The 21,637-nt window shown below is 68.2% G+C and carries 16 protein-coding genes; 5 read left to right on the top strand and 11 right to left on the bottom strand.

Annotated features, from left to right (window positions below; all coding sequences use genetic code 11):
- The first annotated feature begins 7 nt into the window (after positions 1 to 7).
- The gene (gene flgL / locus AC07S4_RS01770) at positions 8 to 922 is read left to right on the top strand and encodes a flagellar hook-associated protein FlgL (RefSeq protein WP_494984961.1); all 915 of its coding nucleotides are present in this window, start codon (positions 8 to 10) and stop codon (positions 920 to 922) included.
- Between the two features lie 5 nt (positions 923 to 927).
- On the top strand, positions 928 to 1,956 hold the full coding sequence (locus tag AC07S4_RS01765) for a hypothetical protein (protein ID WP_494984960.1): 1,029 nt from the start codon (positions 928 to 930) through the stop codon (positions 1,954 to 1,956).
- Between the two features lie 24 nt (positions 1,957 to 1,980).
- Here the strand turns inward: AC07S4_RS01765 and AC07S4_RS01760 are convergent, their stop codons facing one another.
- The 6 genes from AC07S4_RS01760 to AC07S4_RS01735 all read right to left on the bottom strand — a co-directional run bounded on the left by AC07S4_RS01760 (position 1,981) and on the right by AC07S4_RS01735 (position 7,915).
- Positions 1,981 to 4,194, bottom strand: coding sequence for a putative bifunctional diguanylate cyclase/phosphodiesterase (locus tag AC07S4_RS01760; protein ID WP_494984959.1), 2,214 nt, complete (start codon positions 4,192 to 4,194; stop codon positions 1,981 to 1,983).
- A 75-nt stretch (positions 4,195 to 4,269) separates the two neighbouring features.
- Positions 4,270 to 4,938, bottom strand: a complete 669-nt coding sequence (locus AC07S4_RS01755) for an amino acid ABC transporter permease (RefSeq protein WP_161070755.1) — start codon at positions 4,936 to 4,938, stop codon at positions 4,270 to 4,272.
- Between the two features lie 3 nt (positions 4,939 to 4,941).
- Entirely contained in the window at positions 4,942 to 5,736 is a 795-nt protein-coding gene (locus AC07S4_RS01750) for a transporter substrate-binding domain-containing protein (protein ID WP_494984958.1), read from the bottom strand.
- A gap of 32 nt (positions 5,737 to 5,768) precedes the next feature.
- A complete protein-coding gene (locus AC07S4_RS01745; protein WP_494984957.1) occupies positions 5,769 to 6,194 on the bottom strand; it encodes a hypothetical protein in 426 nt (141 codons plus the stop codon).
- 83 nt (positions 6,195 to 6,277) lie between these two features.
- Positions 6,278 to 6,994 (bottom strand): YcbK family protein, encoded by a 717-nt coding sequence (locus AC07S4_RS01740; RefSeq protein WP_494984956.1) that lies wholly within the window; start codon positions 6,992 to 6,994, stop codon positions 6,278 to 6,280.
- Positions 6,995 to 7,087: 93 nt separating this feature from the next.
- Positions 7,088 to 7,915 carry an EAL domain-containing protein gene (locus AC07S4_RS01735; protein WP_494984955.1) on the bottom strand — a complete coding sequence of 276 codons (828 nt, stop codon included), beginning with the start codon at positions 7,913 to 7,915 and terminating at the stop codon, positions 7,088 to 7,090.
- A 205-nt stretch (positions 7,916 to 8,120) separates the two neighbouring features.
- Between AC07S4_RS01735 and AC07S4_RS01730 the strand changes: the two genes are divergently transcribed.
- Positions 8,121 to 8,948: a class II glutamine amidotransferase gene (locus AC07S4_RS01730; RefSeq protein ID WP_494985593.1), complete on the top strand. Its 828-nt coding sequence runs from the start codon at positions 8,121 to 8,123 to the stop codon at positions 8,946 to 8,948.
- Positions 8,949 to 8,970: 22 nt separating this feature from the next.
- On the opposite strand, the gene AC07S4_RS01725 is transcribed toward AC07S4_RS01730, so the two are convergent.
- The gene (locus AC07S4_RS01725; RefSeq protein WP_494984954.1) at positions 8,971 to 9,561 is read right to left on the bottom strand and encodes a putative 2OG-Fe(II) oxygenase; all 591 of its coding nucleotides are present in this window, start codon (positions 9,559 to 9,561) and stop codon (positions 8,971 to 8,973) included.
- Positions 9,562 to 9,581: 20 nt separating this feature from the next.
- Positions 9,582 to 10,052 carry a GNAT family N-acetyltransferase gene (locus AC07S4_RS01720; RefSeq protein ID WP_494985592.1) on the bottom strand — a complete coding sequence of 157 codons (471 nt, stop codon included), beginning with the start codon at positions 10,050 to 10,052 and terminating at the stop codon, positions 9,582 to 9,584.
- 243 nt (positions 10,053 to 10,295) lie between these two features.
- Between AC07S4_RS01720 and AC07S4_RS01715 the strand changes: the two genes are divergently transcribed.
- Together AC07S4_RS01715 and AC07S4_RS01710 are read left to right on the top strand one after the other, a co-directional pair.
- Positions 10,296 to 11,333: a sulfate ABC transporter substrate-binding protein gene (locus AC07S4_RS01715; protein ID WP_494984953.1), complete on the top strand. Its 1,038-nt coding sequence runs from the start codon at positions 10,296 to 10,298 to the stop codon at positions 11,331 to 11,333.
- A gap of 205 nt (positions 11,334 to 11,538) precedes the next feature.
- Complete coding sequence (locus AC07S4_RS01710) at positions 11,539 to 12,411, top strand: serine hydrolase (RefSeq protein WP_494984952.1); 873 nt, start codon at positions 11,539 to 11,541, stop codon at positions 12,409 to 12,411.
- A 15-nt stretch (positions 12,412 to 12,426) separates the two neighbouring features.
- Here the strand turns inward: AC07S4_RS01710 and recD are convergent, their stop codons facing one another.
- From recD to recC, 3 genes are read right to left on the bottom strand one after another with little or no spacing between them, the layout of a single operon-like run.
- Positions 12,427 to 14,403, bottom strand: a complete 1,977-nt coding sequence (recD, locus tag AC07S4_RS01705; RefSeq protein WP_494984951.1) for an exodeoxyribonuclease V subunit alpha — start codon at positions 14,401 to 14,403, stop codon at positions 12,427 to 12,429.
- Positions 14,400 to 18,119, bottom strand: coding sequence for an exodeoxyribonuclease V subunit beta (gene recB, locus AC07S4_RS01700; RefSeq protein ID WP_494984950.1), 3,720 nt, complete (start codon positions 18,117 to 18,119; stop codon positions 14,400 to 14,402). The genes recD and recB overlap by 4 nt, the downstream gene beginning before the upstream one ends.
- Positions 18,116 to 21,589, bottom strand: a complete 3,474-nt coding sequence (recC, locus tag AC07S4_RS01695; protein ID WP_494985591.1) for an exodeoxyribonuclease V subunit gamma — start codon at positions 21,587 to 21,589, stop codon at positions 18,116 to 18,118. Before recC ends, recB begins: the two co-directional genes overlap by 4 nt.
- Between the last annotated feature and the right edge of the window lie 48 nt (positions 21,590 to 21,637).

Here is a 21,637-nt window from a genome sequence, read left to right as displayed (position 1 = left end):
GGCCGCCATGCGTATCGCCACATCCCAGTCTCAAGCCGTCATGAACCGTTCGCTGTCCTACAACCAGGACGCAGTGAACCGCCTGACCGCGCAAATGGCCTCCGGCGCGCGCATCCAGGTGCCGTCCGACGATCCGGTATCGAATGTGCGCATTTCGCGACTGAACCGCGAAGAAGCCATCATCAGCCAGTACACCGCCAATATCGACGCGGTGCAGATCCGTCTGCAAAAGAACGAAACCTATCTGACCAGCGTGGTCGGCGACGTCAACCAGGTGCGCGACCTGATGGTGTGGGCGCTGGACGGCGGCAGCACCACGCCGGACGACTTGCAGTCCATGGTCACGTCGCTGCAGTCGCTGCGCGAAAGCATGCTCTACAGCGCCAACGTCAAGGACCAGGAAGGCAAATACATTTTCTCCGGCACCCTCACCACCACGCCGGCCATCAGCTTCGACGCCAGCGCGGCGCCGGGCGCGCGCTACAGCTACGCCGGCAACAACGGCAAGCAGGAAGTCGTGGTCGGCAACGGCATCGCGCAGACCGCCAACGTGGATGTGCAGGGCCTGGAAAGCTATCTGAACCAGATCGACTCCGTGCTCGAGGGCCTGACCGTGCCGGGCGTATCGCCCAACGATCCCGCCATGCGCGCCCTGCTGCAAGGCGCGCTGGACGGCTCGGACGACACGATGACGCTGGTGTCCAGCAAGATCGCCGCGTTCGGCGGCTCGCAGAACATCCTGGCCACGCTGAAGGACAACCACAGCAACGTCAGCCTGTCGAACCAGATGGCGCTGACCGATATCGGCAAGCTCGACTACGGCGTCGCCGCGACCGAGCTAAACGGTTACAATATTGCATTACAATCCACTTACAAGGCCTACGCCAAGGTAAGCAACCTGTCCCTGTTCAACGTACTGTAATTCGCATGCAAATCGCTCCGCGCCCCAGTTCCAGCGGCCTCGCCGCAGGCAATACCAGCTCCACCAGCAAGGTCGACGAGACCACGCTGGCGGCGCCGGTAGGCACGCCTGCCGCCGGCGCCAGCGCTGCCGCGCCGGTGCCGCGCCGCGGCGTGAGCAACTGGGACCAGCCTTTGCAGAGCGATATTTCCGGCGCCCAGCAGGCGGTGGACTTCCTCGAGCAGAGCGCGGCCCAGCTGCGCATGCTGAAGGCCGAACTGAGCGCCAAGCTGGCCAGCCGCGCCGGCCGCGACGGCCAGGTGGAAGCGCGCGTGCGCCAGTTCAGCGACACCTGGCGCAACCGCCAGGATGCGTCGGGGGGAACCTTGGACAGCCAGCTCGGTTACAACTCCAGCCAGTCCATGCAGCGCTTCAAGGTGCGCGGCATGAATATGAGCAATCTGCGCAGCGGCGCGCGTGAAACGCTGGCCATCGCGGTCGGCGGCGGCGCGGCCGGCCTGCGTTCGGTGGCACTGGAACCAGGGCTGTCGGACGACGAAATCCTGCAGCGCTTCAACCAGGCGCTGGTGCCGGTCAATATCAGCGTGGGCATGGGCGACAACGGCGATCTCGAATTCACCGTGCCCGAATCGGCCTGGGCCAATGTGCGCGACACCATGGCCATCCAGGGCGGCGGCATCCGCTTCCCCACCGGCCAGCTGCACCGCGTGCGCACCGAACCGGAAGCGCCGGCCATTGCGCCGGAAACCTGGAGCACCAGCGACGCCGACGCCATCCGCCAGACCCTGAGCCAGGTGATCCAGGCGCTGAACCACGTGGAAGCGGCGCTGGCCAAGGTCAACCTGGCCCTTAGCGACGCCAGCGCGCGCGCCGTGTCGGCCATGCCGCAGGTGAGCGCGGCCGGCATGGACCAGGCGGCGCAGAATTTCGTGGTGGCGGCCAATGAACCCAGCTATGCATCCCTGCTGAGCCTGACCTCGGCGCTGACCGGCATCAACCGCGAACGCGTGATGGCGCTGCTCGGCCTGCGCTAAGCGCTGCGCTAGACTCCGCCTTTCTTACTTCCCTATCAGCGCCACCCCGCTGCGCGCCAGCGCCAGCAGCTCGTCCGGCGCCAGCGCGTGCGCAAACACATAGCCCTGCGCGTAGTCGCAGCCGGCCTGCAGCAGCAGCGCCTGCTGCGCCGCCGTCTCCACGCCTTCAGCCACCACTTTCAGCCCCAGCTTGTGCGCCATCACCACGATGGCCTCGCACAGCGCGAGGTCGCCCGAATCGCCCGCCATGTCCTGCACGAAGACCCGGTCCAGCTTGAGGAAGTCGATGTCAAAGGTCTTCAGGTGGGACAGCGAGGCGTAGCCGGTGCCGAAGTCGTCCAGCGCCACCTGCAAGCCCATTTCGCGGTAGCTGCGCAGGCGCTGCAGCACCTCGGCCGCGCCGTCCAGCAAGATGCCCTCGGTCACGTCGATGACGATGCTGCGCGGCGCCAGGTCCAGCCGGGCCACGTACTCGAGCCAGCCCTGGCACCAGGCCGGGTCGCCGCGGAACTGCACCGGCGACTGGTTCACGCTGATCTGGAAGGGACGCCCCAGCGCGGCCTGGAACTGCTTGGCCTGGTCCGCCGCGCGCCGGAACACCCAGTCGCCGATCTCCACCATCAGGCCGCTGTGCTCGGCGTGTTCGATAAACTCGCCCGGATGCAGCACGCCGCGTTGCGGGTGGCGCCAGCGCAGCAGCGCCTCGGCCCGCTCTATCATGCCGCTGGCCAGGTTGACGATGGGCTGGTAGGCCAGTTCAAACTCGCCGGCCGCCAGCGCGCTGCGCAGGTCGGCCGCCAGGCGCTGGCGGTGCTGCGCGGCCAGCTGCAGGTCCTGGGTGAAATAGTGGTAGCGGCTGCGGCCGGCCTTCTTGGCCGCGTACATGGCCTGGTCGGCGTGCCGCAGCAGCTCCTCGGGCGTGGCCGCGTCGGCCGGATAGCAGGCGATGCCTATGCTGGCCGACACCTCGCCCTGCTCGCCGCCCAGCGCGAACGGCAGCGCCAGCGCCGCCACGATATTCTGCGCCACGCGCTCGGCGCTGGCGACCTGCTCCAGCCCGGCCAGGATCACCGTGAACTCGTCGCCGCCCAGCCGCGCCAGCGTGTCCGAGGCGCGCACGCAATCGGCAATGCGGGCCGCCGCCTGCACCAGCAGCGCGTCGCCCTGCTCGTGGCCCAGCGTGTCGTTGACCTGCTTGAACTGGTCCAGGTCGATGAACAGCAGCGCCAGTATCAGGCCTTCGCGCTTGGCCTTCTTCATTTCCTGGCCCAGCCTGTCCTGGAACATATGGCGGTTGGGCAAGGCCGTGAGCGCGTCGAAATTGGCCTGGTGCCAGATCAGGTCGGACGAGGCCTTGCTGGCGCTGATGTCGGTCACCAGCGCCAGCGCGCCCAAGTAGACGCCTTTGGCGTCGAAGATGGGGTTGGTGATCAGGGTGGTCCACAGCGCGCTGCCGTCGCGGCGGATGAATTTGAATTCGTGGCGCTCGCCGCCGCCGCCCTGCTGGCGCTGCGCGATATTGCGCTCCAGGATGGCGCGGCCCTCGTCGTCCATGAAAGCCATCAGCGGCTGATCGACTATCTCCTCGATGGGGTAGCCCAGCATGCTGGCCATCTTGGGATTGACGAAGGAGGTGCAGGACTGCGCGTCGATCTCCCAGATGCCCTCCTGCGCGCTGTGCACGATGCGGCGGAAGCGCTCCTCGCTGCGCTCCAGCGCGGCCAGCTTGCCCTCGGCCAGTTCCAGCACCAACCGGAAAGCCTGGCCGCTGCCGTCCGCGCTGGCCCGCAGCGTGACCGGATAGCCCTGCTCGCCGGCGCGTCCGCGCGTCATCTGCAGGTCGCAGCGCTGCGGCGTGCTCGAGTTGAGCGCGCCCTGCACAAAGGCGTCGAAGTCCTGCAGGAAGCGCGGCGCCACGTAGTCGCGGAATTTGGCGCGGCCGGGGTTGTTGCGCTGCAGGCCCAGCAGGTCGGCGCCCACCAGGTTCATCTGCAGCAAGGTGGTGTCGAAGGCCAGCACGAAATAGCCCACCGGGGCCAGCAGGTAGATATCGTTGAAATAGCCCTGTTCCTGCTCGTAGCGCAGGCGCTCCGGGCTGAACGCCAGGCCGTCCTCGCCGTCGGTGCTGGCGCCGGACAGCGCGGCGTCGTGCACGCGCACGCTGGCAAGGCCGCCAAAAACAGGGCCCAGGACCGGCGGAACGGCTTCCGCTGCGGGAACGTGCGTGTCCTTATCCATGAAGCCTAGACTAACATGGCGCTTTGGCAATGTCGAGCCAGCCGCTCCGGCAAGCGAGGACGCTACGCCACAAGCTCAGCGCGCGTGCGCGCGGTTCAGGTGGCGCTCGGCGCGGCGCTGCAGCGTTTCGAATCCCAGGCTCAGCACCCAGTAGATGGCGGCGGCCGCCAGGTACAGCGGCAGCGGCTGGAAGGTGGTGGCGATCAGCTCCTTGGTGGTGAGCATCAGCTCGGTCATGGTGATCACCGACACCAGCGAGGTGTCCTTGATCAGGCTGATCAGGGTGTTGCTCATGGACGGCACCGCCACCCGCAGCGCCTGCGGCAGCACCACATGGCGCAGGGTTTGCCAGTAGCCCAGTCCCAGGCTGTAGCTGGCCCACCACTGGCCGCGCGCCACGCTCTGGATGGCGCCGCGCAGGCTCTCGGACAGGTAGGCGCCCGCGTTCAGGCTCAGCGCCAGGATGCCGGCCGTGACCGGGGTGAATTCTATGCCCACGCTGGGCAGGCCGTAATAGATGACGAACATCTGCACCAGCAACGGCGTGCCGCGCATGACGCTGACATACAGACCGGCCGGCCAGGCCAGCAGCTTCCACGGCAGGATGCGCGCCACGGCGGTGGGAAAGCCCAGCAGCACGCCGCCCAGCATGGACGCCACCGCATACACCAGCGTATAGCCGGCGCCGGTCAGCATCACCGGGGCGGCCTCCCTGAATAAGTCCTGCAGCTCCGGCAGCCCCATCGCTTAAGGCGCCTTGCTCACGTCCACGCCGAACCATTTCACCGAAATGGCCTTCAGGCTGCCGTCGGCGGCGGCATCGGCCAGCGCCTTGTCCACCGCCGCCTTGAACTGCGGATTGCCCTTCTTGAAGGCGGCCGCCACTTTCTCGACCTTGCCCACCTTGGCGCCAGCCTTGATCGGCAGGTCCGAGGCTTTCAGCAGATAGGCCGTCATCAGGCTGTCGTTCAGCGCCGCGTCCACCCGGCCCACGGCCAGGTCGCGCAGGTTTTCCGGCGCGGCCGGATAGCTGCGCACCTCGATGCCCGGCACGGCCTTGGCCTGCTGCTCATACACGCTGCCCTGGCCCACGCCGACGCGCTTGCCCTTCAGGTCGGCCAGCGTGGCGTACTGCGCCTTCTCGTCCTTGCGCACCACCAGCTGCGGCATCGAATACTCGTAAGGCACGGAGAAATCGAAAGCCTGCTCGCGCTTGGGGTTCACCGTCACCTGGGACACGATCACGTCGTACTTGCCGGCCTGCAGGCCAGCCAGGATGCTGGCCCATTCGGAGGTGACGAATTCGGTCTTCACGCCCAGCTTGCCGGCGATCAGCCGCGCCACGTCCACGTCGAAGCCAGCCAGCTCGCCGGTCTTCTGGTCTTTATAGTTGAACGGCGGATAAGTGCCTTCCAGCGCCACCTTGATGGCGCCGCGCGCCTTGACGGTCTCGAGCAGGTCGGCCGCGTGCGCGCCGGCCATGGCGCCGGCCAGAAGCAGCCCGGCCGCGGCGAGTTTCAAAGAGTATCGGGAAGTGCGCATGCTTATCCTTGTTGTCAGTTTTTTAGTGGCGATTAGTAGCGGCGGCGCTGGCCGCGTCCGAAATTGTGGCCCGCCACCAGCGTTGAAGTGGCGATCAGGCTGCTCAGGCCCATAATCAGCTGCACCAGCTTGTCGTCCGGCAGCACCCACATGGCGCCCTGCGGCGGCTCGGCCTGCGCCACGGCCGCGATCAGCGGCGCGACCCAGTCCGCCTCGGCGTCCACGTCGAGGATAATGGCGCCGTCGGCGCTGGTCTGCATATGGATGGTGCCGCCCTCGGCCAGCGTGAAGCACACGCCATAGCCGGTTTCATGGGGCGCGATGTGCTCCTTGAGCGCGAGGTTGTGCTCTTCTATCCACAGCTCGACGTCGGCCGGGCTCTCGAGCGCGCTCCAGGGCACCGGGCGGAAGCGGGGCTTGGCCGCGCCATGGTTCTCTGCGTCTACTGCGTCCTGCATGGATTTCCTGTCGGTAAAACTATACGAATCCGGCAGTGTAACCCGGCGCGCAGGATTAGTCATGCTGTGGTCATACAACCCCGTCAGCCTTTCCAGGTGCGCTTCAGTCCGGTGTCCGCGTGGATCCAGCCGCCTTGCGGCGTATTGCGGTAGTAATAGCCCACGCCGCCCTGGCGGAAGCTGCGCACCAGCCCGCCCAGCACTTCGGCGTTCAGATTGGGAATGCGGATATCGGCCGCCTTGCCCTGGATGTGCAGCGACTGCCGCGCGGCCGGCACGCCCTGCTCGATCAGGCGCTTGTTGGAATCCGGCGTGCGGTAGCCGGACAGGATTTCCACCGGGCTCTCGATGCCGTAGCGCGCCACGAAAGCCTGCGTGCCCCACAGCGTTTCCAGCAGCTTGGGATCGATGGGCGCGGTCTGCTTGCCGTTCACGTCGCGCAGCAGGTGGCACAGCTCCTGGTAGGCGGCGTCGATCACCTCGCCGTCCTTCCAGTACAGCAGGCGGGCTTTTTCGCCGCTGGCGGGTCGCGTCACGGTCAGGGTGCGCGGCTTGAGCCAGAATTCCATGTCCAGCAGCTGCGCGTCGAAAATGTCCGGCGGCGGTTCCAGCTCGGTTTGCAATGCAGGCTGGACCTGTGCCGGGGCCGAGGCCGTCTGTACCGCGGGATGGATGGCGGCGGGCTTCGCTTTCGCCACCGCCTTGGCTGGCGCCGACGCGCATCCCAGCAAGGGCACGCCGATGAAACTGGCGGCGGTCAGCCCAAATCCTGTCTGTAAGATATCCCTGCGAGTAACCATAGCAATTCCAGTGTAACGATATTGATTACTATAGCGTATAGCAGGGGGAGTTGAGAAACCTCTTTAAGTATGTGCTGCAGGTTTAAGAAAAATTTAAGCGGCGGCGGCCAGCGCCTCGCCGGCATTCAGCAGCGCCGTCCTCGGCACATCCAGCAGGAAACCCTGGGCCAGCAGCGCCTGCCCGGACGCGGCGCCGATGCGCTGCAGCGCCAGCAGCGCCTCCGGCGTCTCCACCCGCTTGAACACCACCCGCACGCCGGCTTGGGCGGCGCGTTCCAGCAAACCCGCCAGCCCCTGCTCGTCCACCAGGCCGCGCGCGTCCAGCCGTATCACGTCCGGCCGCACCCGCTCCAGCAGATGCAGCCCTTCGCGCGCGCTGGCCGCGTTGACCGCGAAGCGGAAGCCGTTGCGGCGGTAGTTGTCCGCCACATAGCTCAGCAGCCAGCCCTGCTGCGCCGTCACCGTCGGCAGCAGCAGCACGATGCGCCCTATCGGAAGGTCCAGCGCGTCCAGGATGCGCTGGAAGGCGTAGCCGTGGTTGCTGCTGACCGCGCTCAGCAGCCTGTCGTGCACGTTCAGGTACAGGTCCGCGCCCGCATTGTCGTCCTGGCGGAAGAAATTAATCGCGTGCAGCATGCGGCACAGGCGGTCCAGCTCCACGGACTCGTCGTCGCTGGCCGCATGGTCCAGCAAGCGCCACAGCGACAAGCCCTCGTCGGCCGCCGACACGCTGCGCGCCAGGCCCTCGTAAGCCACCACGCCGCCCTGCGCCAGTTCGCGCACCGGCTGGAAGGCGCTGGTCATGGTGCAATTGAAAAAGCGGCCCTGGGCGCGGCCGTCCGCGTCCAGCCAGATGCTGGTGGTTGTGCTGTCCTGGCCGGACAGGCGGGCCAGGTATTGCTTCAGTACGGGGTAAGTCATGCGCTGCTCCAATTGCTGGTATGCCGCCAGATTAGCCGAGCGCCGTGCGCGCCAGAAGGAATGGTTTCGCCATTCCATATGCGGAATACGCATGACACAAGCATTTCAAGCCGCGTATATGCATATGCTGAAACATTCGTTCCCGGCCCCATGGCGCGACGGTATCGTAATCCCATCGCCACTATCGCCCACCAGCGCCTCCGCCATGTGCCAGCTACTCGGAATGAACAGCAGCAAACCCGCCGACCTGCGCTTCTCCTTCGCCGGCTTCGCCGAACGGGGCGGCCGCACCGGCGAGCACAAGGACGGCTGGGGCATCGCCTTCCACACCCGGCGCGGCTGCCGCCTGTACACCGAGGAACGCTCGACGATAGAGTCGCCGCTGGCCGAACGCATCAAGCGCCGCCGCATCAAGGCCAGCAACGTGGTGGCCCACATCCGCAAGGCCACGCAGGGCCGCGTGGCGCTGGAGAACAGCCATCCGTTCACGCGCGAGCTGTGGGGGCAGACCTGGTCCTTCGCGCACAACGGCGACCTGAAAAGCTTCTATCCCGACGCCGGCGCCTACACGCCCGAAGGCGACACCGACAGCGAACGCGCCTTCTGCCACCTGATGTCCGGTCTGGCCGACCGCTTCCGCTCCGCGCCCAGCCGGCGCGCGCTGTATGTGGCGGTGCACGAGCTGAGCGCCGAGATCGCCGTGCACGGCAGCTTCAACTTCCTGCTCTCCAACGGCGACACGCTGTTCGCGCACTGCTCCACCCGCCTGCACTACGTGGCGCGCGCCTACCCCTTCTCGGTAGCCAGCCTGGTGGACTGCGAGCGCAGCATAGACTTCCGCAACCACAATGACCTGGACGACCGCATGGCCGTCATCGCCACCGAGCCGCTCACGTCCAATGAAAGCTGGGTGGCCTTCGTGCCGGGCGAATTGAAAATGTTCGTGGATGGAAAAGTGCTGGACGGCGCGGCGCTGAACGCGCGCGGCAGCCGCAGCGAAGCCGGCGCGGGCCAGCCCTGCGCCCTGTGCTGACTGCGGGACCGGCGCCTGCCGGCTAGGCGGCGACCGCGTTGATGCCTATGGCCACGCGCTGCGCGCCGCCCGCGTGCGGTTCCAGCTGCTGCTCCAGCCAGTTCGGGAAGACCAGCAGCTGCCCCGCGCTGGGCTGCGCCGCCGTCAGGCCGCCGCCGTTGACGCCCCGTCCCGCCACCTGCCCCAGCGCCACCGCCGGGCGCGGATCGCGGAACAGCAGCGGGCCGCACTGCGGCGGCGCCTGCAGATAAAAACATCCGCTCAGCAAACGGTTCGCATGCACATGCGGCATATTGAAGCTGCCCTGCTCATGCACCTCCAGCCAGCCCTCCATGCGGAAGCGCACCGCGCCCGGCAACTGCATTTCCTGTAAAGCCTGGCCGAAACAGGCCTGCGCCGCCTCGTGCAGCGGCGCAAACACGGCTTGCTCGAACAGGCTGGCACTGCTGTTCCAGCCCTTGCGCATGCTGCCGCCGGCGGGCTGCGGCTGCGCCGCGCGCCATTGCTGCACCGCGTTCAGCCACACGGGGAAATGCGGCTGCAAGAAACTCAAGTCGAAAGACCACAGCGTGGTCGGGAAAATGTCCTGGCGGGAGACTGCGATATCGGTCATGGGGATGGTGGAAGGCGGCCTCAGGCCGAATTGCAGTTGCAGAAACGCTTGCGCTGGCTGGCGTCGGGCGCCGCGCCACGGTCGAGCTGCTTCCAGAAGAAGATGGTGTCCACGCCGTAGGGCGAGCGGACGTGGCCGGAGCGCACATAGCCCTGGCTGGCGAAGAACTCCTCGCCGGTGGCCGTGCTGTGCAGTTGCACGGCCTTCACGCCCCAGTTGCAGGCGGTTTCCTCCACCTTGGCCAGCATGGCCTTGCCCGCGCCCAGCCCGCGCGCCTCCGGCAGCAGATAGCACAGCGCCAGCTTGCCGGCGCCGGTCAGCAGGGACACGCCGATCACGGCGCCGTCCTTCAGCGCCACCAGCGAATAATTGGTGGGGGATTCGAACCAGCTCGCGACGGTCTGCGGTGTCTTGTTGCCCAGCCATGCGCCCAGGATGGCAGGGTCGTCCTTATGGTCGGCCACGCAGCACTCGGTGATGGAACGGCGCAGCACTGTGCACGCTGCAAAAGCGTCCTCCGGTGCAGCAATACGAATTTCAAGACTCATGTGTGTTCAAAAAAATTACCCGCCGGGCGGCGTCACAGCCCGACTATACACCAGCGGGTGAAAAACCGTCGGGCCGCTGGCCGGGCTTCCTGCCAGCGCTTATAGTCTAAGCATATAACAAACAATTCGTATCTTTTCGGGCAGAAATTATAGACCATGCATATATGTTTTTTACGAAAGCGAACCATGTCTAAGAAAAATTCCGTATTTAGCGCAAGTAATTTACAACGGCGCAGCCTGCTGGCCGCCATCGCCGTCGCCGCCACGCTGCCGCTGGGCGGCAACGCCTTGGCCGCCGATCCGGTGCTGCTGAACGTCTCCTACGACGTGATGCGCGAAGTGTTCAAGGATATCAATCCGGCCTTTATCGCCGACTACAAGCAGAAGACCGGCGCCACGCTGACCGTGAACCAGTCGCACGGCGGCTCATCCAAGCAGGCCCGCGCGGTTGCGGACGGCCTGGAAGCGTCGGTGGTGACCATGAACCAGGCCAACGACGTGGACCTGCTGGCCGACCGAGGCCTGGTGGCCGCCGACTGGAAAGCCAAGTTCCCGCACGGCGCCGCACCGTTCTACTCCACCGTGGTCTACCTGGTGCGCAAGGGCAATCCCAAGCAGATCAAGGACTGGACCGACCTGGCCAAGCCGGACGTGAAAGTGGTGATCCCGAATCCCAAGACCTCCGGCAACGGCCGCTACACCTATCTGGCCGCATGGGGCTCGGTGCTGAAAAAAGGCGGCACCGAAGCGCAGGCGCGCGAGCTGGTGGGCAAGATCTTCAAGAACGTGCCAGTGATGGACACCGGCGGCCGCGCCGCCACCACCACCTTCACCCAGCGCCAGATCGGCGACGTGCTGGTGACGTTTGAAAACGAAGTGCAGCTGGTGCGCACCGAGTTCGGCGACAACTTCGAAGTGGTGTATCCCGCCGTCTCCATCCTGGCCGAATCGCCGGTGGCGGTGGTGGACAAGGTGGTCGACAAGCGCGGCCTGCGCAAGGAAGCGACCGCCTACCTGAACTTCCTGTACTCGGACGCCGGCCAGGAAATCCTGGCCAAGCACTACCTGCGCCCGACCTCGGAAACGGTGGCCAAGAAATACGCCGCGACCTTCAAGCCGATTACCCTGCTGAGCGTGGACACGGTGTTCGGCGGCTGGCGCGCGGCCCAGAAGAAGCATTTCGACGACGGCGGCGAATTCGACAAGATTTTCGCCACCAAGTAAGCTCCGGCGGACATTTTCGCCACACCACGGCCCCGCAGCCCCCCTGCGGGGCTTTTTTTCGTCCCGCGCAGAGGCTGCGGGGCCGGTTTCAATAGACGAGTTAGTCGATTTCCTGTATTGTCGATCTTGGGAAAACGTTGCCGCACAGATAGTAAACTTCTGTCCCGCCGTCCCCGCCCGAATACCCTCTTTCCGAAGACAAAAAATGATCAAGAAAACAGTAGTTGCCCTGCTGATGTCCTTGAGCGCCGCCGCTATGGCGATGCCGCTCGGCTCGCAGTCGGTGCTGGTGGTCGAAGACGACACCGGCAAAATCCTGGTAGAGAAAAACGCCAACGCGGTGGTGCCGATCGCATCGCTGACCAAGCTGATGACCGCCATGGTGGTGCTGGACGCCAAGCAGAACATGGACGAGGAAATCGAGATCGACAAGGTCGACGTCGACACGCTCAAGCACAGCACCTCGCGCGTGCCGGTGGGCGCCACCATCTCGCGCGGCGACGTGCTGCAGCTGGCGTTGATGTCCTCGGACAACCGCGCCGCCGCCTCGCTGGGCCGCACCTATCCGGGCGGCATGCCGGCCTTCAAGGCCGCCGTGAACGCCAAGATCCGCGCGCTGGGCATGACCCAGACCATGATAGAGGAGCCGACCGGCCTGTCGCCGAATAACAAATCGACCGCCGCCGACCTGGTGAAGATGGCCGCCGCCGCCGCCAAGTACGAAGACATCCGCCGCATCACCACCGACAAGAAGGACGTCATCAAGATCAAAGGCCGCCAGGTGGAGTACCACAACACCAACCGCCTGGTGGGCGCCAAGGGCTGGGACATCGGCATGTCCAAGACCGGCTACACCGAAGAAGCGGGCCGCTGCCTGATCATGCGCATCACCTCGGCCGGCAAGAACGCCACCGTGGTGCTGCTCAACGCCAAGGCCAACTCGGCGCGCCTGATGGACGCCTTCAATATCCGCCGCTTCATCTCGGGCGGCGAAGAAGAAAAGCCGCGCGTGATGCGCGCCTCCAGCCGCAAGAAGGCGCCGGTGGCCAAGAGCCCGCGCCGCCGCCGCGCCGCCTGAGCCGCCCGGCCTGCCTTATTCGCTGATCAGGGTACGCAGGCCGCTCGCGCGCTGCGTGCGCTGGGCGATGGCGCTGTCCAGCACCGCCGCCGACGGCGTGCATAAAGTGAAGTGTTCCTTGGCGCGCGTGATGCCGGTGTAGACCAGCTCGCGCGCCAGCACCGCGCCGCCTTCGCGCGGCAGCGCCACCACCGTGTGCGCGAACTCCGACCCCTGCGATTTGTGCACCGTCATGGCGAACGCCGTTTCAACCTGGCGCAGCCGCGTGGCCAGCACGCTGCGGATGCTGGCGCCTTCGCTGAAATACACGCGCAGCGAGCCGGCCCGCGCCGGATCCGGCAGGGTCAGGCCGATATCTCCGTTGAACACGCCGGTGCCGTAGTCGTTGCGGGTGACCATGACCGGCCGCCCCACATACCATTCGCCGCGCTTGCGCAGCAGCCCCGCCGCCTCCAGCCGCTGTTCGATGGCCTCGTTCAGCCCCGTCACGCCCCACTCCCCCTCGCGCACCGCGCACAGGATGCGGAACGATTCGAAACTGCGCAGCACCTGCAGCACCCAGGCCTCATGCTCTTCGGCGGCGATGTCGGCGCCCGCGCCGGCCTTGGCTATCATGCGCAGGTAGTCCTGGTAGCCGGACAGCGCCAGCTGCAGCACGTCCTGCTGCTGCGCCGGATCCATCCAGGCCAGCTTGCCGCCGCTGTCCGCAGCCAGCACGGCGCGCGCGGCGGCCGCGTCGCCGGCGTTGACGGCCAGCGCCAGCTGCCCGATAGGGCCGCCGAAACGGCGGCTCTCGCGCAGCATCACGGTCTGCTGCGCCAGCGCACCGGCCGCGCCCTGGAAGGCGGGCGGAATCTCCTGCCCCGTGGCGGCGCGGATGTAGTCCACCGTGGCGGCGCTATAGCCGCCGGCCTGCGCGTCGTGGCACAAGTCGCCCAGCACCGCGCCGGCTTCCACCGACGCCAGCTGGTCCTTGTCGCCCAGCAGTATCAGGCGCGCGCTGGGCGGCAGCGCGTCCAGCAGCGCCGCCATCATCTCCAGGTGCACCATGGACGCTTCGTCGACGATCAGCACGTCCACGTCCAGCGGATTGCCGCGATGGTGGACGAAGCTGCGCGTATCGGGCCGCGCGCCGAGCAGGCTATGCAGGGTGCGCGCCGCGCCCATGCGGGCCGCCAGTTCCGGCAGGCGCAGCTCGGGCACGCGCTCGGCCAGTTCCTCCAGCGCGTTGTCGATGGACTGCTTGAGCCGCGCCGCAGCCTTGCCGGTGGGCGCGGCCAGCGCAATGCGCACGCCGCCGGCCGAGCTGCCCAGGTCCGCGCCGCTGGCGCCGCCCGCCGTGGCGAACAGCAGCGCCAGCAGGCGCGCTACGGTGTAGGTCTTGCCGGTGCCCGGCCCGCCGGTGATGATGCCCAGGTTGCTGCGCAGCGCCGCAGCGCAGGCGATCTTCTGCCAGTCCGGTCCGCCCTCGCGCGGCGCGTGGTGGAACAGCGTGTCCAGCCAGTGGCGCACACGGCCCACGTCCACCAGGCGCTGCGCGGCGGCGCGCTCGCGCACGGCGCGCGCCACGGTGCTCTCGTCGCGCCAGTAGCGGCGCAGGTAGAGGCGCTCGCCGTCCAGCACCAGCGGCTGCTGGAAATCCAGGTCCTGCACCGGCCACACCTGGTCGCACTGGTACAGCATGGCGTTCCACGCGGCGGCGGACTTGGGCAGCGGACCGGCGCTGGTGCGCAAGGCGCTCCAGTCCTCCTCGCTCCAGCCCAGCAGGGCGCGCGGATCGCCGGCCAGCTCGGACAGCAGCAGGCAGCTGTGGCCGCGCCCTTCCAGCTCGGACAGCAGCACGCAGGCCAGCATCAGCGGCGGCGAGCTGTGGCCCAGCGAGGCGATAAAGCGCGCGAACGCGCCGCTCAGGCGGCGCAGCTGCCCTGCTTCGGTCAGCGCGTCGATCCGGGCCAGCAGCGCGGTGGAGTGGGTGTCGTCGGTGGTGTTCAAACTGTGGTGCCTCGCTCAGTCTCGCTCAATAACTCGTCCAGCCCGTCCAGCAGTTCCGGGGCCGGTTCCAGCAGGTAGCAGCCGCGCGTGTGGACATTGCCTATGCCGCGCAGGAAGAAGAAGACCGCGCCGCCCAGGTGCTGCGCGGGGTCATAAGCGCCGCCCATGCGGTTGCGCAGCAGCCGGTGCAGCGCCTGCATGTAGATCGCGCCCTGGATGTCGTAGCGGTGCTCGGCCATGCCCGCCGCCAGCGCCTGCGTGTGGTAGGCCGCGTCGCCCGCGCCCAGCGCGTTCGATTTGTAGTCCAGCACCCAGTAGCGGCCTTCGTGCTCGAACACTAGGTCCGTAAAGCCTTTCAGCATGCCGTGCAGCTGGCGCTCGGGCAGCAAGGGCCGCGCCACGCCTTGCAGCAGGTGGCGGCGGCACAGGCGGTCCAGCGCGCCGGTGCTCAGGCGCTCGCTGGGGAACCAGAATTCCATTTCCGGCAGCACCCCGTCCAGTTCGGACAGCGACGCCCCCAGCTGCGGCAGCGGCGTGGTGGCGATGGCGCGCAGCCAGGCCAGCGTGTCGTCCTGGCGGTTGGACCAGCCGGCGCGCTCGATGCGGCGCAGCAGGCGGGCGTCGAAGTGCGCATCGTGCACCTCGCCGAAGCCTTCCTGCCCCATCCACTCCAGCTGCTCGTGCAGGAAGTTGCCCGGCACGGAGCCACGCGGAAAGCGGTGCCAGGGCGCGTCCTCGGGACGGACGGCCGGCGCCGCCTCCAGCCCTTCCAGCAGCTTTTCCTCCACCGCGCTGCGCGGCACGTGGCGGCTGCCGGGCTGGCCGCCCGCAGCCATCGCAGCCTGGCCGGGTGCGGCGCCGCCGCCGTGGGCCGGGGCGTTGCCGCGCCGCGCCAGCGAGGTGAAGCTGCCTACCGACCAGTCGCGCTCGAAGTCGCCCTCGAAACGCTGCGCGTCCACCAGCTGCGGGCGCTGTTCAACGCGGTTCAGCACCGTCAGCGCGCCCGCCTGCTCCAGCGCGCGCACCGAGATGGCCGCGCAGCCGCCCTTCACCTGCTCCCAGCGCGCCAGCAGCTCCGCGCCCGGCAGCGGCTCGCCGCCGGTGAGCAGATAGCCCAGCGCCGAGTCGTGCAGCGCGCTGGCGCCGCGCGCGGCCACGCCCAGCCACAGGAAATGGCGCGGACGCGTGAGCGCCACGTACAGCAGGCGCAAGTCCTCCTCCAGGCGCGCCGCCTCGGCCGCCTCCAGCGCCTCCTCCGACAGCGACATGTCTATCCTGCGCTTGCCGTCCTCGCCGGTGTATTCGAAGAAGCTGCGGTTGCGCCGGTCCACCTTGCGCGCCGTGGTGGCGAACGGCAGGTACACCAGCGGATACTCCAGGCCCTTGGACTTGTGCACCGTGACCACCTGCACCAGTTCCGCGTCGCTTTCCAGCCGCAGCACGCGCTCGTCGCCGCCCTCGCCGCCGCCCTCCACCTGCTCGGCCAGCCAGCGTATCAGCGCCTGCTCGCCGTCGAGCTGGCGGCTGGCCGACTGCAGCAGTTCGGCCAGGTGCAGCAGATTGGTCAGCCTGCGCTCGCCGCCGGCCTGCGCCAGCAAGGCCGCCGGCAGATCCAGTTCGTGGATGAAGCGGCGCAGCATGGCCAGCACGCCCTGGCGCTGCCAGATCACGTGCAGCGCCTTGAGCTGCTCCACGCGCTGCTCCCATGCCAGTTCGTCCGCCGACAGGCGCGCCAGCTCGGCCAGCGGCAGGCCCGCCGTGCGGGTGGCGAAAGCGGCCCGCGCCAGCGCGCCGTCCAGCGGATTGGCCAGTGCCGACAGCCAGCGCAGCACGTCGCCCGCCTCCTCGCTCTCCAGCACCGAGTCCTTGTCCGACAAATACACGCTGATGACTTTGCGCCTTTGCAGCGCGCGCCGTATCGCCGCCGCTTCCTTCCCGTCCCGCACCAGCACCGCGATATCGGCCGGCTGCAGGCGCTTGAAGCCGTCCGGCCCCTCGAAGCCCGCTTGCGGATCGTTCAGCATGGCCGTGATGTGCTCGGCGCAATGCCAGGCGAAGAAGTCGCGGTAGGCGTCCGCCTTCATGTCGTCGGCCTGGCTGCAGCTCACCATCAGCGCCTCCAGCTGCCCATGCGTGCCGACCAGGCGCTCCTTGCGGCCGTTGGCGCCCACCGCGTCGAAGGGCAGCGGATTGACGCCGTCCGGCTTGCGGAAGCGGAATGCGCCGCGCGGCAGGCCCTCGCCCGGCGCCGCGCCTTCCGCATACAGGAACACCTGGTTGACCGCCGCCACCAGCGCCTCCGTGGAGCGGAAGTTGGTGCCCAGCTGGTAGTGCCGCCCTTCCGTGGCGCGCCGCGCCGACAGGTAGCTGTGGATGTCCGCGCCACGGAAGCCGTAGATGGACTGCTTGGGATCGCCGATCATGAACAGCCCCGTCTCCGGCGCGTTGTCCGCCACGCGGTACAGCTGGTCGAAAATCTGGTACTGGATGGGCGCGGTGTCCTGGAACTCGTCCACCATGGCCACCGGATACTGCTCGGTGATGCGCTTGCGCAGCGCGGCGCCGTTCTCGCCCAGCAGCGCCGCGCGCAGGCGCTCCAGCATGTCGGCAAAGCCGAACTGGCGCGAGCGCCGCTTGAGCTCCGCCATGCGGCGCGCAATGGCTGCCGCCGCGTGGCGGTACAGCGGGTGCTCCAGCGGCTCGATGCCCTTCAGGCCCTCGGCCAGCAGCGCGGTGGCCTCGAAGTCGTCCGGGATGGACGGGCTGTAGCCCTTGGCGCAGGCGTCGGCGATGCCGTCCGGCGTGAGGCGGCGCCAGGCCGTGTCCGAAATATCGGGGAAGACCATGTAGTCGTCCTGCGCCCAGGCGCGCAGGCCGTCGAACCATTTGACCAGCGATTCCGGCTTCATCTTCACGCCGTTGAAGCACTTGGGCGCGGCGCCGCGCTGCTGCGCTATCCACTGCTCCATGCGGTTGGCGCGCTCGCTCCAGCCGTCCTTCAGCTCCAGCAGCTGCGAGCGCTGGGTGCGCAGCACGCGGGCGATCAGCGCGTCCAGCGCTTCGTCCGCCGGCGCGCCGTCCCCGCCCGCCTCGTTGATGAATTCACTGCGGCGCGACAGCTCGCGCACGCTGCGCTTGAGCGCCTCCACGTCCGTCCAGCAGCGCAGCAGCTGGCCCAGCGCGGCCTCCTTCAGCGGATACACGTGCTGGCGCCAGTAGTCGTGCGCGGCGTCCTCGAACAGCGCGCCCTCGTCGCCCACCAGTTCCTCGTCGAACAGGCTGCCGCTGTCGAAGGCGTGCTCGCGCAGCATGCGCTGGCACCAGGCGTCGATGGTGAAGATGGCCGCTTCGTCCATCGTTTCGGCGGCCAGCATGAGCCGGTGCGCGGCCTGCTGCTGTTCCGCGTGCGAGGGATAGGATTCCAGCAGCGCGTCCAGGTAGCCGTCCTGCTTGCCGGACTGGCCCCGGAAATAGGCGGCCGCCTCGATCAGGCGCTCGCGCACGCGGTTGGACAGCTCGCGCGTGGCGGCGCGGGTGAAGGTCATCACCAGGATGTCGGCCGGCAGCAGCGGGCGGCCGTAGGCTTGCTCGCCGCCGTGGCCCAGCACCAGGCGCACGTACAGCGCGGCGATGGTCCAGGTTTTGCCGGTGCCGGCGCTGGCCTCGATCAGGCGCGAACCGTGCAGCGGAAAGGTCAGTGGTGCGAGCAAGCTCATTGTTCGTCCTCGCCTGCGATGGGCGTAATCGTTATCTGGCCGGCCATCCAGTCGGCCAGCGGGCCGTACAGCTCCTGCGCCACGTCGGTCCATTCCGGTTCGGCGGCCAAGGCGGCGAAGTCCGGCCACAGGCGGGCCAGGCACAGGTCCTGGTTCTCGCCGCTGACTTCAAAGCCGCCGTCGTAGGTGGCGCGCGGGTCGCCTCCCTGCACCAGCGCCAGGCCGGTCTTGCAGGCGGTGGGCAGCGGGCGGTTCATGCCGTCGCGCCAGATCGCCACCAGCCGTTCCAGCGCGTCGCGCGCGGGCTGCAGTTCCAGCGGCGCCATCTTCACGATCACGTCGCGCGCCACCAGGTAGCCGGTGACGGACTCGCCTTGCGCGGCCGCAGCGAGCTGGCGCAGCCACATGGCGATCAGCTTGTCGCCCCGGCCCTTGTATTCCTCGCGCGATTTGCTGGCCGCCTTGGACGACATCTGCGCCAGCCAGACCTTCTCGGCGCCGTTGCTGCGCAGCTGGTCCACCCAGTCTTCCACCGGCACGCCGCCGAACGCCAGGCTGACCGGCAGCTTGGGCGCGGGCAGCGGGTAGCGCGCGCACAGCTCCAGCCAGGCGGTGCGCACCGGCACCAGCGCCTCCACCAGTTTCAGCTGCTCCTGCTTGCCTATCAGGCCTATCGGCAGGCGGCCTTCGCGGCCAAGCTGCTCGGCGCGCTCGGTGAGGTTGGCGCGCACGTCGGCCATCGGCTCGGGCTCGCCGCTGTCGTCCAGCATCATGTCTTCCAGCTGGTAGCGCTGCAGGGCGTTCAGCGCGAACGGCTCCTCGTCCTCGCCCACCACGGCCGCTTCCGCGAACATCACCCCCAGGCGCTGGCGGAAGAAGTAGCGCACCGGCTGGCGCATGAAGCTGGCCAGCTGGTTCAGGCGCAGGCGGAAGTTCGGGTCCAGCTCGTAGGGCGGCAGGCTGGCGGACGGCTCGGCGCCCGCATCTTCGGCCTTGTCGGACTTGTCGGCCGCATGCGCCGTGCGCCATTCACCCGCATAAGTGAGCAGGCCGCCCGCTTCGAAGTAGCGGCGGCTGAACGGCTGCAGCGCGTGCTCGGTGGTGCGCCTGGCCAGGTCCACCCGCCAGCCCGCCTTCAGATAGTCGCACAGCTGCGCCACCAGCACCGACGGCGGCTGTTCACTGTTGTCGCGCACATGGCGGCCCACCCAGCTGATATACAGCTTGTCGCGCGCGGCCAGCACGGCTTCCAGCATCAGGTAGCGGTCGTCGTCGCGGCGCGAGCGGTCGCCGGGGCGGGCCATGCCAGGCAGCGCCAGCAGGTCGAAGTCGGCCTTGCGGGCGCGGCGCGGGAAGTCGCCGTCGTTCATGCCGAGCAGGCAGACCACGCGGAAGGGCACCGCGCGCATCGGCATCAGGGTGCAGAAAGTCACGCCGCCGGACACGAACTGGTGGTCCAGCGTGGGCTCGTCCAGCGCGCCCAGCCAGGACTCGCGCAACACCGCCAGCGGCACCGCCTCGTCGAAGCCCGCGCCTTCGCAGGTTTCCAGCCAGTGGTTCAGCGTGTCGTCCAGCAGCGCCAGCGTGAGGCGGTCGCCCTCCTCGCGCGCGTCGAAGAAGGCGGCCAGCAGCGCGCGCGCCTGCACGCCCCATTCGGCCGGGGAGCGCGGCTGCGCCAGCAGGGCGCGCCAGTGCAGCAGCGCCTCCACCAGCTGCGCCAGCGATCCGGCCAGCGCAGCATCCAGCCCGCCCACTTCGCCGTAGGATTCGATGCCGCCGAAAGCCGTGTCGCGGCCGCTGGCATAGCCCAGCAGCATGCGCCGCACGCCGAAGATCCAGGCGTTCTGCTCGCCGGCCGGGGCCAGGCCGAGACCGGAGCGGTGCTGCTGGTCCAGGCCCCAGCGCACGCCGGCGCCCTCTATCCACAGGCCCAGCGTGGGCAGGTCGTCCTCCGACAGGCCGAAGCGCGCGGCCAGCGCCGGCACGTCCAGCAGGTCGCGCACCTCGCTCTGGCGGCAGCGCTGCTGCGGCAGGCGCAGCAGCCATTCCAGCGCCACCAGCAGCGGATTGACGCTGCGGTCGTTCACGTCGCCGATTTCGAACGGAATGTAGCGCGGGTCGCTGCGCCGGTGCTGCGCGAAGACGGCGTGGATGGCGGCGCTGAAGACGTCGATGTCCGGCACCATCACCACCACGTCGCGCGGGCGCAGCGGGCGGTCCGAATGCTGGGCGGCGGCGAACATGGCCAGCAGCTGGTCGTGCAGCACCTCCACTTCGCGCTGCACGCTGTGCGCCACATGCAGCTCGATGGAACGGTCGCTGTCCGGCGGCTGCGGATAGTGGTGGTCCGACAGCGGCAGCAGGTCGCGCACGGCGGCCTGCATCTGCGCCAGCATGGTGTCGCCCTCGCCGTCGCTGAACAGGTCCACGCGCAGCGGGGCCACGGCGCCGCTGTCTTCATCCCTGCCCTGCTCCAGCGCCAGCTGTGCGGCTTCATTCGCCGCCGCGTCGAATTCGTCCAGCATGCGCACGAAGTCGCGCCCCTGGCGGCCCCAGCTCGCCAGCAGCGGATGGCTGTGCGCGTGCAGTTCCTCCAGCGGTATCATGCCCAGGTCCACGCCGTTGCGCAGCTGCTGGCGGCGGTGCGCGCTGCGCAGCAGGTCGCGCCCTTCGATAATGTCGCCCCAGTAGAACTGGCAGGGATTGGGCACGGCCAGCACCACCTGCGTGTAGCGCGCCAGCGAGGCCAGCGCCTGCAAGGTCTGGTAGGGCAGCGCGGACACGCCGAACAGCACGATGCGGCGCGGCAGCTTGCCCTGCGGCGCGGCGCCGCTGGCGGCCGCCGCCACGAATTCGGTGTGCACGTCGGCGCGGCCCAGGGCGCGCTCCTGCTCCGGCACGCTGGCGATCACCGCGCGCCACAGCGCGCCCTGCCACCGCTGGTCCGGCGCCAGCGCCACGCTTTCGCCGCGCGCGTTGCGCAGCGCGTCGCGCCCGGCGGCCCAGTCCGTGAGCCAGTCTGCGCGGTAGACCTGGTACTGGTCGAACAAGTCGGCCAGGCGCTCGGCCAGCTGCAGGCGGCGCTCCGGGTCGCCGTCGCCCAGGAAATGGCGCAGCGGCGCGAACAACTCGTCCGACAAGAGCGTGGGCAGCAGACGCATCAGCCGCCACGTCAGCGGGCCTTTGTCGAAGGCGGAAATGCGCGGCACCCGTTCGCGCCCCAGCATGCCGCGATAGGTCTCCCACAGGAAGCGCGCCGGCAGCGCCACGCGGTTGGCGGCGCACACGCCCATTTCCTCGGCCAGCGCGATCTTGAGCCACTCCGCCACGCCGTTCGACTGCACCAGGAAAATGTCCGATTCCAGCGGCGCCAGCGGATGGTTGCGCAGCCATTGGAACACCGCCGCGCGCAGCAGTTCCATCTGGTTGCCGTGCAGTATCAACAGGCCTGGGGTAATGCTTGAATCCATATAGTCAGCAGGGTGGCGCACTCGGGATGCCATTATCGCTCCAGCAAG

The organism is Pseudoduganella sp. GW821-FHT05F09, assembly GCF_059419605.1.
Note: the sequence above shows the minus strand (reverse complement) of the source record. Positions and strands in the feature narration are given on the sequence as shown.

What these genes read in the sequence shown, in the direction of transcription:
- flgL (WP_494984961.1), top strand. Translation starts at nt 8, where the DNA reads ATGCGTATCGCCACATCCCAGTCTCAAGCCGTCATGAACCGTTCGCTG.
- AC07S4_RS01765 (WP_494984960.1), top strand. Translation starts at nt 928, where the DNA reads ATGCAAATCGCTCCGCGCCCCAGTTCCAGCGGCCTCGCCGCAGGCAAT.
- AC07S4_RS01760 (WP_494984959.1), bottom strand. Translation starts at nt 4,194, where the DNA reads ATGGATAAGGACACGCACGTTCCCGCAGCGGAAGCCGTTCCGCCGGTC.
- AC07S4_RS01755 (WP_161070755.1), bottom strand. Translation starts at nt 4,938, where the DNA reads ATGGGGCTGCCGGAGCTGCAGGACTTATTCAGGGAGGCCGCCCCGGTG.
- AC07S4_RS01750 (WP_494984958.1), bottom strand. Translation starts at nt 5,736, where the DNA reads ATGCGCACTTCCCGATACTCTTTGAAACTCGCCGCGGCCGGGCTGCTT.
- AC07S4_RS01745 (WP_494984957.1), bottom strand. Translation starts at nt 6,194, where the DNA reads ATGCAGGACGCAGTAGACGCAGAGAACCATGGCGCGGCCAAGCCCCGC.
- AC07S4_RS01740 (WP_494984956.1), bottom strand. Translation starts at nt 6,994, where the DNA reads ATGGTTACTCGCAGGGATATCTTACAGACAGGATTTGGGCTGACCGCC.
- AC07S4_RS01735 (WP_494984955.1), bottom strand. Translation starts at nt 7,915, where the DNA reads ATGACTTACCCCGTACTGAAGCAATACCTGGCCCGCCTGTCCGGCCAG.
- AC07S4_RS01730 (WP_494985593.1), top strand. Translation starts at nt 8,121, where the DNA reads ATGTGCCAGCTACTCGGAATGAACAGCAGCAAACCCGCCGACCTGCGC.
- AC07S4_RS01725 (WP_494984954.1), bottom strand. Translation starts at nt 9,561, where the DNA reads ATGACCGATATCGCAGTCTCCCGCCAGGACATTTTCCCGACCACGCTG.
- AC07S4_RS01715 (WP_494984953.1), top strand. Translation starts at nt 10,296, where the DNA reads ATGTCTAAGAAAAATTCCGTATTTAGCGCAAGTAATTTACAACGGCGC.
- AC07S4_RS01710 (WP_494984952.1), top strand. Translation starts at nt 11,539, where the DNA reads ATGATCAAGAAAACAGTAGTTGCCCTGCTGATGTCCTTGAGCGCCGCC.
- recB (WP_494984950.1), bottom strand. Translation starts at nt 18,119, where the DNA reads ATGAGCTTGCTCGCACCACTGACCTTTCCGCTGCACGGTTCGCGCCTG.
- recC (WP_494985591.1), bottom strand. Translation starts at nt 21,589, where the DNA reads ATGGATTCAAGCATTACCCCAGGCCTGTTGATACTGCACGGCAACCAG.